At 72.8% G+C, this 12,492-nt stretch carries 11 protein-coding genes; 7 read left to right on the top strand and 4 right to left on the bottom strand.

From position 1 onward, the window contains the following. Positions 1–630, top strand: a 630-nt coding sequence (locus D458_RS34275) for an oxygenase MpaB family protein (RefSeq protein ID WP_017589609.1), incomplete at its 5' end; no start/stop codon positions are given. Then, entirely contained in the window at positions 627–2,018 is a 1,392-nt protein-coding gene (locus tag D458_RS0125820; protein WP_017589608.1) for an MFS transporter, read from the top strand. The genes D458_RS34275 and D458_RS0125820, both read left to right, overlap by 4 nt. A 45-nt stretch (positions 2,019–2,063) precedes the next feature. Here D458_RS0125820 and D458_RS0125815 read toward each other — a convergent pair whose 3' ends face one another. After that, positions 2,064–2,732, bottom strand: a complete 669-nt coding sequence (locus D458_RS0125815) for a TetR/AcrR family transcriptional regulator (RefSeq protein ID WP_017589607.1) — start codon at positions 2,730–2,732, stop codon at positions 2,064–2,066. 139 nt (positions 2,733–2,871) lie between these two features. Here D458_RS0125815 and D458_RS0125810 point away from each other — a divergent pair, with 139 nt between their 5' ends. The 5 genes from D458_RS0125810 to D458_RS0125790 all read left to right on the top strand — a co-directional run bounded on the left by D458_RS0125810 (position 2,872) and on the right by D458_RS0125790 (position 9,150). Then, positions 2,872–4,356: an MDR family MFS transporter gene (locus D458_RS0125810; RefSeq protein WP_083936429.1), complete on the top strand. Its 1,485-nt coding sequence runs from the start codon at positions 2,872–2,874 to the stop codon at positions 4,354–4,356. A 128-nt stretch (positions 4,357–4,484) separates the two neighbouring features. Next, complete coding sequence (locus D458_RS0125805; RefSeq protein WP_017589605.1) at positions 4,485–5,207, top strand: GntR family transcriptional regulator; 723 nt, start codon at positions 4,485–4,487, stop codon at positions 5,205–5,207. A 418-nt stretch (positions 5,208–5,625) separates the two neighbouring features. Then, positions 5,626–7,125: a sodium:solute symporter gene (locus tag D458_RS0125800; RefSeq protein ID WP_017589604.1), complete on the top strand. Its 1,500-nt coding sequence runs from the start codon at positions 5,626–5,628 to the stop codon at positions 7,123–7,125. A gap of 67 nt (positions 7,126–7,192) precedes the next feature. Continuing rightward, entirely contained in the window at positions 7,193–8,146 is a 954-nt protein-coding gene (gene murQ / locus D458_RS0125795) for an N-acetylmuramic acid 6-phosphate etherase (protein WP_152521244.1), read from the top strand. Next, positions 8,143–9,150 carry a BadF/BadG/BcrA/BcrD ATPase family protein gene (locus D458_RS0125790; RefSeq protein ID WP_204366925.1) on the top strand — a complete coding sequence of 336 codons (1,008 nt, stop codon included), beginning with the start codon at positions 8,143–8,145 and terminating at the stop codon, positions 9,148–9,150. Before murQ ends, D458_RS0125790 begins: the two co-directional genes overlap by 4 nt. A 19-nt stretch (positions 9,151–9,169) precedes the next feature. Here the strand turns inward: D458_RS0125790 and D458_RS0125785 are convergent, their stop codons facing one another. The 3 genes from D458_RS0125785 to D458_RS0125775 are packed head-to-tail and all read right to left on the bottom strand — an operon-like array spanning position 9,170 to position 12,316. Beyond that, positions 9,170–9,922 carry an SDR family NAD(P)-dependent oxidoreductase gene (locus D458_RS0125785; RefSeq protein WP_017589601.1) on the bottom strand — a complete coding sequence of 251 codons (753 nt, stop codon included), beginning with the start codon at positions 9,920–9,922 and terminating at the stop codon, positions 9,170–9,172. Positions 9,923–9,968: 46 nt separating this feature from the next. Continuing rightward, the gene (locus D458_RS0125780) at positions 9,969–11,327 is read right to left on the bottom strand and encodes an FAD-binding oxidoreductase (RefSeq protein ID WP_017589600.1); all 1,359 of its coding nucleotides are present in this window, start codon (positions 11,325–11,327) and stop codon (positions 9,969–9,971) included. After that, positions 11,324–12,316 carry a decaprenyl-phosphate phosphoribosyltransferase gene (locus D458_RS0125775; protein WP_017589599.1) on the bottom strand — a complete coding sequence of 331 codons (993 nt, stop codon included), beginning with the start codon at positions 12,314–12,316 and terminating at the stop codon, positions 11,324–11,326. The genes D458_RS0125780 and D458_RS0125775 overlap by 4 nt, the downstream gene beginning before the upstream one ends. Between the last annotated feature and the right edge of the window lie 176 nt (positions 12,317–12,492).

Genomic DNA, 12,492 nt, shown 5'->3' with positions numbered 1-12,492 from the left:
ATGCCGGTCCGCTGGCTCAACGACTACGGCTACGGCTGGCGCCGGCTGAGCGACCACGAGATCAGCGCGATCACGCACTACTACCGCAGGCTCGGCAGGTACATGGGGATCAAGGACATCCCCGAGACCTACGAGGGCTTCCGCGAGCTCCTCGACGACTACGAGCGCGACAACTTCGCCTACACCGAGGGCGGCCGCAAGGTCTCCGACTCCACGCTGGACCTGATGGTGACGTTCTACCCGCCGCGCGTGTCCGGCCTGGCCCGCAAGTTCTCGATGGCGATCCTGGACGATTCGCTGATCGAGACCTTCCGCTACACCCCGCCGTCCAAGGCCTGGCGGAAGTCGGCGGACATCGCGCTGAAGCTGCGCGCCAAGGTCGTGCGCCGGATGAAGCCGCGCGAGGAGCCGCTGTGGGCGGACATGAACCCGAACATCCGGAGCTACCCCGACGGCTACGACGTGGACAGCATCGGCACCTTCCCGGCGACCTGCCCGGTCCAGCACAACGTGGACCCGGTCTCCCACGAGGAGCTGTACGGCAAGAACGGTGACCGGCCCGCCGAGGCCGCCGCCGAACCCGTCGCGGAGCCGGCGGCCTCCGACCCCGTCGCGGACGGGCGCGCGTGACCCGGACCGACCGGGCCCCGTCCTCCGACGGGGCCCTTCTCGTACGAAGCCCCGGGCCCGGTGCCGCGCCGGGCCCCCTCCCGCGTTCGGTGCACGCCTGGTACGGCAGCGGAGCGGTGGCCCTGGGGATCTTCAACACCGTCCCTGGTCTGCTCCTGCTCATCTACCTGACCGACACCCTCGCGGTGAGCCCCGCCCTCGCCGGGGCGGTGATCTTCCTCCCCAAGCTGGTCGACCTTCTGGTCAGTCCGTATATCGGGATCTGGTCCGATCGGACACGGTCCTCCTGGGGCCCCCGACGACCCTGGATGCTGGCGGGGGCGCTGACCCTGCCCCTGCTCTTCGCGGGGATGTTCGCCGGGCCGCCGCTCCATGGGGCAGGGGCCGCCGCCTACGTGGGGGCGCTGTTCGTGCTGGCCGCGCTGGCCTCGTCCATGTTCGTCGTGCCGTACACGGCGATGCCGGCCGAGATCACGTCGGACTACCACGAGCGCTCCACCTTCAACACGTGGCGGACCGCCTTCGCGGGCCTGGCCCTGATGCTGGGCGGGGCGCTGGCCCCGGTCATCCAGACCACTCCCGAGGACCCGGTGACGGGATACCGCCTCATGGGTCTGTTCATGGGTGCCGTGCTCGTGCTGGCCATGCTCGGAACCGTGGTCGGCACCCGCCGGGCCCCGCGCCCGACCTTCCGGCCGCGCACCGAGGGGCTGCTCACGCAGCTGCGGGTGGCCTTCGCCCACCGGCACTTCCGGGTGCTGTTCCCGGCCAACCTCCTGATGGCGGTGGCCAGCGGCACCATGGTGGCGGGTGTGCCGTACGTGACGGCCAACGTCATGGGAGAGCCCGCCTACACGAGCATCCTGATGGTGTGCGTGCTGGCCCCGCTCATGGCGGCGGCGCCACTGTGGAAGCGGCTGTCGCTGCGGGTGGACAAGAAGCGCGCAGCCGGCTGCTCCGCCGTGGTGTTCGCGCTCGGCGGCCTGGGACTGCTGCTCATCCCGCTGTGGGGCGTGCCCGGCGCCGTGTTCTCCTCGGTACTCGTGGGTGTGGGCCTGTCCGGGACCATGATGCTGCCCGCCTCCATGCTGGCGGACTGCATGGCCACCGAGGACGGCTCCGGTCGCCGCCAGGGCGGGGTGCTGTCGGGCGTGTGGACGTCGGGCGAGGCCATGGCCCAGGCGATGGGCACCGGCCTGCTGTCGCTGTCCCTGGCCCTGAGCGGCTACAGGGAGTCCGGAGCGGGTGAGGTCGTCCAGCAGAGCGGGACGGCGCTGCGGGGCATGCTGATCGGCAGCACGCTGGTGCCCGCCGCGGTGATGCTGTGCTGCCTGGTTCCGCTGATGTTCTACCGGCTGCGGGCCCCCGGCGCGGGTCCGACGGAGTGACCCCGGGGGCCGGGGCCGGTGGTCCGGCCCCGGCCCCCGCCGGCCTCAGCGCCGTCCGGGTCCGTGGCTGCCGGGTCCGTGGATGCGCAGGAAGGCGTCCACCCCGGCGCGGACCATCCCGGTCCGTTCCTCCTCGGGCAGCGGGAGCGCTCCGAAGAAGGACCGGCTGTTGGCCTGGGTGCGCACCAGGGCCAGGTAGTGCTCCGCCGCGGCCTCCTCACCACCCGCCACGATCTCCAGCAGCCCCCTGTCGGCCAGGGTGCGCAGGTGCTCGGCCAGGTCCCGCACGACCAGCTCGGAACCGCTGTCGGACCAGGCCCGGGCGGCGTCGGGGAAGTGCGCGGCCTCCCCGATCAGCAGCCGGACCAGGGCCGTGTGGTCGGCCCGGCGCCCCCTCGGGGACAGCCACTCCTCGCCGAAACCGACCAGGGCGTCACGCACGTCCTCGGCGTCACTCAGGTACCGGTCCGCGATCGCGGCGTGGTCGGCGGCGAGGGTGGCGCTGCTCTGGGAGACGATCGTGAGGAACAGGTCCCGCTTGTCCTCGAAGTGGTTGTAGATGGTGCGCTTGGAGACGCCCGCGTCGGCCGCGATCACATCCACGCTGGCCCGCGCGTAACCCTCCCTGAGGAAGACCCGCAGCGCGGCCTCCGTGATGGCCTCGTGCTTGGCGGCCGACCTGCGGTCGCGCCCCTCCCCGCATGTGTCGGTCATCTCTCGCCCTGCCGTCGCTCTGTGGTCACACTGTCGTCGCGGACCCCCACCGGGGCTCCAGCGGTTTCCATCATCCCGTGCCCGCCACCCCGGGAGAACTCGGTTCCTATCGGAAACTGCACCGTGTAGTTTACTTACTATGGCGAAGCAAGACCCCATCTCTCCATCCGCCTCTCCCCGGACTCAGCCGTCTGGGCCCGCCCTGGCTCCGGCGCCGGCGCCGCCCCCTCCCCCGGCACCCCAGAAGCTCGACGGCCCGCTGCTCAAGCTCGCCTCCGTCCTCCTGGTCGGCGCGATGGCCGCCCTCCTGGACACCACGATCGTCAACGTGGCCGTCGACCACCTCTCGCGCGCCCTGGACGCCCCCGTCTCCACGGCGCAGTGGGTGGCCAGCGCCTACCTGCTCTCCACCGCCTCGGTGATCCCGGCGACCGGCTGGGCGATCGACCGCTTCGGCCAGCGCGCCACCTGGATGACCGCGCTCGCGCTGTTCGGACTGGGTTCACTGCTGTGCACCACGGCGTGGTCGATCGAGAGCCTGATCGCCTTCCGCGTGCTCACCGGGTTGGGCAGCGGCATGGTCCTGCCCCTGGTCATGACGATCCTCGTGCAGGCCGCCGGTCCCCAGCGCCTCGGCCGGGCGATCGGCCTGATCAGCGTTCCCATCCAGCTGGCACCCGCGCTCGGCCCCGTGGTGGGCGGGATCGTCCTGGACACCGTGGGGTGGCGGTGGATCTTCGTGGTCGCGCTGCCCTTCATCCTGCTCGCCATGGCCATGGCCGTGCGCGGGGTACCCAAGGGGAACCCCCGGGCCACCGAACGGCTCGACCTGGTCGGCCTGCTCCTGCTCTCCCCCGGGATCGCCACCCTGCTCTACGGCCTGTCCGTGCTGGGCGACTCCCCCTACGCCCCGGTGTTCGCGGGCGCCGGCCTGCTGCTGATCGCCGGTTTCGCGGTGCACGCCCTGCGCAAGCGCCCCGGAGGGCCGGCTCCGGTGATCGACCTGCGCCTCTTCCGGAACCTGCTGTTCCGGCTGGGCGCGCTGCTGATGTTCGTCTTCGGGATCTGCATCTGGGCGGGCATGTTCCTGCTCCCGCTCTTCTTCCAGCAGATCCAGGGCACCTCCGCGCTGACCGCCGGCCTGCTCATGGCCCCGATGGCCGCCGGCGTGGCCCTCGTGAACCTGGTCATCGGGCCGATCGCGGACCGCACCGGGCCGCGCTACCTGGTGGTGGGCGGCCTCCTCGTGGGCGCCGCCGCCACGGCGCCGTTCGCCTTCGCCGGACCGGACACCCCCGCACTCCTCCTGGCCGCCGCGATGTTCGTCCGCGGCCTGGGCCTGGGCGCGGCGATGGTGCCCATGCTGGCCACCGCCTACCGGGGCCTGCCCACGGACCAGGTGCCCCGCGCCAGCAGCGCCCTGAACGTCACCCAGCGGCTCGGCGCCGCGATCGGCACCGCGCTCCTGGCCCTGCTGCTCGCGTCCCTGCTGGCGGGCACCGGGCGGCCCGAGGCCGCCTTCCAGGCGACCTTCTGGTGGATGACCGGCCTGACCGCCGCGGCGATGATCCCCGCGATGTTCCTCCCGAGCACCAGCCCGAACCTCACCGAACAGCGCCCCTGACCTCGGGCGGAGGGCGGGTCGGCCCGCCCCGAAGGAAACTTTCACTCCGCTGAAAAAACTCGTTCATAACTGCCGAAAATTAGCCCATTGGTATTGATTTCACCCCCGAGCTGTGTGTCAATGGTGGCGTGACCAAGTACCACCGAGTCCGGGACCAGCTCCTGGACCGCCTTGACGAGATGAGGGCGGGCGAGCAGTTCCCACCGGAACGGGACCTCGCGCAGGAGCTCGGTGTCTCGCGTATGACGCTCCGCCGCGCGATCGACGAGCTCGTCACCCGCGGCGCCGTGCGTCGGCGCCGCGGTTCAGGGGTCTTCGCCCTCGGCCCGAAACTGGACCAGTCCCTGATGGCCAGCTCCTTCACCGAGGACATGCGCTCACGGGGTCTGCGCCCCGGTGCGCGCCTCCTGGCCTTCGAGGTCGCCCCCGTGGGCGCGCGCATCGGGCGGTACCTCGGCATCCCGGAGTCCGACGGGGTCGCCAGGTCCACCCGTCTGCGCCTCGCCGACGACGAGCCCGTAGCGTTGGAGGAGCTCAACGTTCCGCACCGGCTGATCCCGGACCTGCGGGCCGCTGACCTGGAGGACAGCTCGTTCTACGAGCTGCTCAGGAAGCGATGCGGCATCGTGGTCGCCCGCAGCGTGCAGACCATCGAGCCCACTTTCCTGAACGCGCGGGAGGCCCGGGACCTGGACGCACCGGTGCACTCGCCCGCGTTCCTGTTCGAGCGCACCTCGTGGAGCGCTGACGGCGCGCCCGTCGAGTTCGTGTGCTCGATCTACCGCGGTGACCGCTACAAGATCCGTACCGAGCTGGCCGTGCCCGCAATCCCCGCCGAGGAGTTGGCATGACCGTTGCCGGTCTCGTACCGGATCCCTGATCCGGAGCCCCCGTCGCCGGGTCGGCGGAGTCCACTCGCGGGGGGCCGTGCCACACCGACGCCCCGGACCGGCACCGTCCGGCCCGGTTCACGCCGGTCGGGCCCGCCGTACCGACCGTCCTCACTACGACCCGGGCCTGCCGGGCACCCCGGGCGGGCGCCGTCCTCGTCTCCGTCGACGGCACCCGCGACCTCACACCGACAACCGCCCCGCGCCGCCGGCTCCGTCCCGCGTACCGAACCCCACCCGGTCACGGCCCTGTACGCCCGTCGGAGCCCCTCACCGCCGAACCACCGCACCCGGGCGCACCGCCCCCGCTGGACCGTCCCCGCTCCGGAGCACCCGGGCGCACCACCCCTGACTCGCATCGTGACGAAGGAGACCTGACATGCAAACCCTCGACCTCTTGGTGATCGTGGCCTATCTGGGGGCCACGGCATGGCTGGGCCTCAAGCTCAGCGGTCGCCAGACCGGCATGAAGGACTATTTCCTCGGCGGGCGGAACCTGCCCTGGTGGGCAGTGTGCCTCTCCGTGGTCGCCACCGAGACCAGTGCGCTCACCGTCATCGGCATCCCGGTGATGAGCTACCTCGGCGACATCTCCTACCTCCAGCTCGGGCTCGGCTACATCGTCGGCCGCGTGATCGTGGCCTACTTCATGCTCCCGAGGTACTACAACGGCGAGATGGTCACCGCCTACGCCTACCTGGGCCAGCGGTTCGGGCAGACCACCCAGACCACCGCCGGCGTGACGTTCCTGTTCACCCGCCTGCTGGCCGACGGCATCCGTGTCCTGGCCGCCGCGATCCCCCTGAAGCTGATCCTCGGAGGCATGGGGATCGAGGCCGGCTACTTCACCATCATCGTCGTGCTCTCGGTGGTGACCATCGCCTACACGCTCATCGGCGGCATCAAGGCCGTGGTGTGGGTCGACGTCTTCCAGATGTGCCTCTACGTGGGCGGCGGCATCCTCTCGATCGCCGTCATCTCGGCTGTCAGCGGCGGCGGCTGGTTCGGCGACGCCGTCGACGCCGGGAAGCTGGCCGTGTTCAGCTTCGAGGGCAACCCGATCTCCTCCCCGGGCTCCTTCGTGGCCTCGCTGCTCGGCGGTGCCGTCTTCGCGATGGCCTCGCACGGCTCGGACCAGCTCATCGTGCAGCGCCTGCTGACCTGCAAGTCGAAGGTCGAGGCGCAGAAGGCGCTCATCTGGTCGGGGATCCTGGTCTTCGTCCAGTTCTCGATCTTCCTGCTGGTCGGCCTGGCCCTGTGGACCTACTACGAGCAGGCCTCGCCCGCGTCCCTGGGCCTGACCCGCGACGACGAGATCTTCCCCCTGTTCATCATCGAGGGACTGCCGCCCGGTGTCACCGGACTGCTGTTCGCCGGCATCCTCGCGGCCGCGATGTCCACGCTCTCCTCCTCGCTCTCCGCTCTGTCGTCCTCCACCGTCACCGACGTGTACGGCCGGCTCAGGAAGAAGGCGCCGATGACGGACGAGGAGGGCCTTCGCGTGGGCCGGTGGGCGACCATCGGCTGGGGGCTGGCCTTCATCGCCCCGGCGACGGTCTTCCAGTCGGACGAGGGCAACATCGTCATCCTGGCCCTCGGCGTCGCGGGGATCACCTACGGCGGCCTGCTCGGCGCCTTCGTCTTCGGTATCGCGAACAAGCGGGCCCGGGCCGCCGACGCCAACGTCGCGTTCGTCGCCGCCATCGCCGTGAACGCCTTCTTCTTCGTCATGGAGAAGTACGTCACCGGGGAGGTCTGGGTCGCCTGGCAGTGGTACCCGCTGATGGGCGTGATCGTGACCTTCGTGATCGGAGGGCTCCTCTCCCTGCGGCACCCGGCCCCGGACACCGAGGAGCCGGTCAAGACCGCCGAACGGTAGCGAACCCACCTGACCCGGAGCCGGCCGGTCCGACCGGCCGGCTCCCGAGACCACCACGGAAGAAGAGATGACAGGCGCTGACCCACTGATGAACGATGAGGCGCGACGCCGCTCCCTGCCGCCGACCGAGCGGCGCAACCCGCTCAGCCAGAACCTGGACGAGCTCGACTCCCTCCAGGTGCTGCGGCTGCTCAACGCCGAGGACCGGGTGGCGGTCGACGCGGTCGCCGCGCTCCTGCCCGACCTGGCCCGCGTGGTCGACATCGCGGCCGACCGCCTGCGCCGCGGAGGGACCGTGCACTACTTCGGGGCCGGTACCTCCGGACGCCTGGGTGTCCTGGACGCCAGCGAGCTCATGCCCACCTTCAACCTGGAGCCCGGCCGGGTGGTCGGCCACATCGCCGGTGGCGAGCAGGCGCTGGTCAACGCGGTCGAGAACGCGGAGGACTCCGAGGAGGACGGTCGCCGTGCCGCCGCCGGGCTGGGCGCCGACGATGTCGCGATCGGCCTGGCCGCGAGCGGCTCCACCCCTTACGTGGGCGGGGCCCTGGAGGCCGCCGGTGCCGCCGGTGCCCACACCGTGCTCGTCTCCAGCAACCCGGAGGCCCCGCTGGCCCGGTACGCCGACAGCAACCTCGTGCTGGACACGGGTGCGGAAGTGGTCACGGGGTCCACCCGGCTGAAGGCCGGAACGGCGCAGAAGCTGGTGCTGAACGGGTTCTCCACGGCCCTGATGATCGCCACCGGACACACCTGGCAGAACCTCATGGTCTCGGTGGTCGCCACCAACAGCAAGCTGCGCGATCGGACGGTGCGCATCCTGTGCGAGGCCGCCGACCTGCAGGAGTCGACAGCACGCGAGCTGCTCCAGCGCACCGGCGGCGACCTCAAGGTCGCCATCGTGGCCTCCCTGAGCGAGGTCTCACCCCAGCGGGCCCGGAACCTGCTGGAGGAGAACGGTGGATCGGTGCGGGACACACTCGCCGGTGCGCTCGACGTGCGGGACGGGGCCCGCCTGTGACAGCGGGAGCGCCGCTCTCCGAGACTGCCTCCGCACACGGCACGGTGCTCGGCATCGACGTCGGCGGCTCCGGCAGCCGGATCGCGGTGGCGCCCGCTGACGCCGGGCCCCGAGAGGAGCTGGTCGGCCCCCGCGTCCGGGTCGGCTCCGGCGGAAGCGATGTGCCACAGGTGGTCCGGGACCTGATCGGACGCGCCGCCGAAGCCTGGCCGCGGCAGCTGGACCGGGTCCGCGGCATCGGCCTCGGAGCGACGGGGCTGGCTTCGTTGGTGAACGACCCAGCCGCTCTCGTCGCCCTGGCCGCCGGGGAGGCCGGGTCCCCGACCGTCCCGGCGGTCGCGGCCATCGACGCGGTCACCGCCCACCTCGGGGCGCTGGCGGGTGAGGGCGGGGCCGTCGTCGCCCTCGGCACCGGGGCGATCGCCATCGGCCACCCCGGCACCGACCACGGGAGGGGATGCCCGCCGTCCTGGCATCGCGTGGACGGCTGGGGCCACCTGCTGGGTGACCGCGGGGGCGGGGCCTGGCTGGGCCGCCGCGCGCTCGAGGAGGCCCTGTGCGCTCATGACGGCGTCGATCCCGCCGGTGCCGGGCTCCTGGACGCCGGCCGCGAACGCTTCGGAGAACCCGGCACCTGGCCGGCCCAGCTCTACACGCGGCCTGACCGTGCCGGCGTCCTCGCCGGGTTCGCCACCGACGTCGTCGAACTGGCGGGGGCCGGCGACGCCGCTGCCCGCCGGTTGCTGGCCGAGGCCGGCCGGGAGGCCGCCCGCAGCGCGCTGGCGGCCCTGAGTACCCACCACCCGGCACAGGTGGTGCTCACCGGAGGGCTCGCCCGGGCAGGCGGGACGCTTTCCACGGGGTTCACCGACGAGATCGCGGCCCGGGGCGGGGGTGTCTCCGTCCGCCGGGCTGTCGGCGACCCCCTCGACGGCGCCCTGGCCCTGGCCCGGTTGGCCGCCGCCGGCCGGGTCGAGCCGCAGGAGGGGTTCGTGTGGACCTGAGGGCAGAGGTGCAGGACTCCTAGCGGCCGAGGCGGCGCCACAGGGTCCGGGGCATCATGCGCATCCCGGCGAACACCGGCTGGAGGACGCGCGGGGCCCAGACCGTGGTGGCGCTGCCGCGCAGGCCCCTGGACACGACATCGGCCACCTGGCCGGGGGTGGCGGGGAACGGGGCGGGGTCCACGTGCCGGGACATCTGCGTCGCCACGTAGCCCGGCCGGACCACCAGGACCCTGGCGCCGCTGCCGTGCAGCGAGTCGGCCAGACCCTGCGCGAAGCCGTCGAGCCCGGCCTTGGCGGAGCCGTACACGAAGTTGGCCCGGCGCACCCGCACCCCGGCCACCGACGACAGCACCACCAGCGCCCCGTGGCCCTGCTCGCGCAGGCGGGCGGCGACGGACAGGCCGACGGACACGTGCCCGGTGTAGTTCACGGCGGCCGCGCGGGCGGCGGAGAGCGGATCGGCCTCGTACTCCGACTGCTCGCCCAGCACCCCGAAGGCGTCCACCACCACGTCCAGGTCGCCCACCAGCTCCACGGCCGCGGCAACGGTGGCGGCGTGGGTGTCGGCGGCCTCGGCGTCGAACTCCAGCGAGTGCGTGGCCGCGCCGAGCGCCTCGAACACGCTCGGCGGGTCACCCACCCCGCCGCGGGCGGCGAGCACCACCTCGCGGGCACCCTCCCGCACCAGCCGTTCGGCGACGGCCAGGCCGATCTCGCTTCGCCCGCCGAGCAACAGGACGGTTCGCACGCTTCCCAGCGAGTCACGCATGGACGGGTCCTTCCGAAGGCACGGGGATCGGGGTCACGGGGGTCGTTCAGACCAGTTCGAGGCGGCGGGCGAGATCGGAGACGAGCACCCCGCCGGGGTCCACGCGTGCGCGGGTGGCCCGCCACGCGGAGAGTCCGGGGTACATGGCGTGGACGGTCTCGGGCCTGGCCCGGCTGTCCTTGGCCAGGTACAGGCGCCCGCCCGCCGACAGCACGCGTTCGTCGAACCCGTTCAGCAGCCGCGCCAGCCCGGGCAGGTCCGCGGGCAGGTCCAGGGCGAGCGTCCAGCCGGGGCGCGGGAACGACAGCGGCCCCGGGGTGGGTTCACCCATCCGCTTGAGGACGGCGAGGAACGACGGCGCCCCGGCCCCGGCCAGCCCCTCCGCCACGGCGCGCAGGACGTCCTCCTCCCCGAAGGGTACGACGAACTGGTACTGCACGAACCCGTGCCGCCCGTACACCCGGTTCCAGCCCTGCACCGCGTCCAGCGGGTGGAAGAACCCGCTGACCGGCTGGGCCTGGCCGCGTCTGCGCAGGGGCGCCGCGTTGTAGTAGGCGGTGTTGAAGGCGCCCACCGTCCACCGGTTGAGCAGGCGCGGCGGCGCCCACGGAGGTGCGGCCAGCGGAGCGCCGGGCCGGTGCCGCAGGGGGTCGCGGCGCTGGGGCGCGGGCAGGTCGGCCCGCCGGGCGTGGTGGGCGCGGGTCAGCACGCTGCGTCCGAGGGAGCCGCCCCGGGCGAGCAGGTCGACCCAGCAGACCGTGTACCGGTAGGCGTGGTCGGTGCGCGCCATCAGCTCCAGGGTGGAGTCGAGGTCGCGGGTGCGGTCGGTGTCCACGCGGGCGTAGGCGGTCTCGACCGGATGCACGCCGATGGTGGCCTCGGTGACGACCCCGGTCAGGCCCATCCCGCCGACGGTGGCCCAGAAGAGTTCGGTGTCGCCGCCGTCCGGGCCGAGCCGGTGCACCTCGCCGGCGGGGGTGAGCAGGGTCAGGGCGCGCACGTGGGCGCCGATCGAGGAGTCGGCGTGGTGGTTCTTGCCGTGGACGTCGGCGGCGATCGCCCCGCCCAGGGTGACGTGGCCGGTCCCGGGGGTGACGGGGACGAAGTACCCGCGGCGCAGCAGGTGCGCGATGATCCGTTCGAGACTGGTCCCGGCGGGCGCGGTGACCTCCTGGCGCTCGGTGTCCAGGCGGGGCGGCCCGGTGAGCTCGGTGCAGTCGAGCACGAGCCCGCCCGCGGCCTGGGCGGCGTCGCCGTAGGACCGGCCCAGCCCTCGGGCCAGGGCCCCGCGCGGACCGGCCTGGGCCAGCGCCTCGGCGGCCTGTTCGAGGGTGCGCGGGCGCACGACGTGCGCGGCGGTGGGGGCGGTGCGGCCCCAGCCGCTGAGGAGGGTCGGTCGACTCACAGGTAGATCCCCAGTCCGACCAGGAGGGCGAGAGCCGCGAGGACGAGCTGGAGCGGGCGGTCCCTCAGCGCGATCTCCTCGGGTTCCTCGCCGGCGCCCCGGTCAACGAGCAGGTTGTAGCGGAGCACGAACATGATGAACGGAACGATACTGACCGCGTGGAACACGGACTGCGGGCCGCCGCCCTGTTCCAGGGCCCACAGGCAGTAGGTGACGATCATCGCGCCGGAGGCCATGGCGCGGGTCTGGGACAGGTAGCTGGTGGTGTAGCCCAGCAGGGCCGCGCGGGTGGGGTGCCCCGTACAGCCCGCGGGGTCCTGTTCGGGGCCCGCGGCCGTGTCCGGGGCGGACGTGCGCAGCTCCGCCTCGCGTTTGCCGACCACCACCAGCAGGGCGGCCAGCGAGAGCACGATGACGAACCACGAGGTCAGCTCCACCCCGACCACGAGCGCTCCCGCCATGGCCCGCAGCACGTGGCAGGCGGCGACCGCGACCAGGTCGCAGACGACGACGTCCTTGAGGTAGTGCGTGTAGGCCAGGGTGAGCAGCACGTACCCGGCGAGCAGCAGGGTCAGCCGCCAGTTGCCCAGGGCCAGGGAGGCCAGCGGGGCACCGACCACGAACACCGTTCCCGCGACCACCGCGAAGGGCACCGGGAGCTCGCCCGAGGCGACGGGGCGGTGGCGTTTGCGGGGGTGCGCGCGGTCCCGGTGGACGTCGCGGACGTCGTTGAGCAGGTAGGTGCCGCCGGCGGCCGCGCAGAAGAGGGCGAAGGCGGCCGTGCACAGCAGCAGGGCCCGGGGGTCGCCGAGCGCTCCGGCTGTGGCGGGGGCGGCGAACACCAGCAGGTTCTTCAGCCACTGGCGTGGACGGCAGGCCCGGAAGAGGGCGCGGACCTGGTTCACGGGTCCCGGGGAGCCGGGGTCCGGTTCCACGGTGTCGCTCCGCCCGGGTCGGTTCTCGGACTCGGTCGCGGGGGTCGGGGTCATGCGCGCCCCCTCCGGGTGCGTTCTGCTGCGGATGGCGGCCGGACCGCCCGTGGGGGCGGGCGGTCCGGCCGGTGGTTCTGGCGGGCCCGGGATCGCGAGGGCAGGGGTTCCGGGGCCCGGATCGGGGGGCGAGGGTTGACGGTGTGGCGTTCTCAGGCGGGGGTCGGTCGCGGTGC

Origin of the sequence: Nocardiopsis ganjiahuensis DSM 45031 (assembly GCF_000341085.1) — a bacterium.
GTDB lineage: Bacteria > Actinomycetota > Actinomycetes > Streptosporangiales > Streptosporangiaceae > Nocardiopsis > Nocardiopsis ganjiahuensis.
This window is presented reverse-complemented; position numbering and strand designations above follow the sequence as displayed.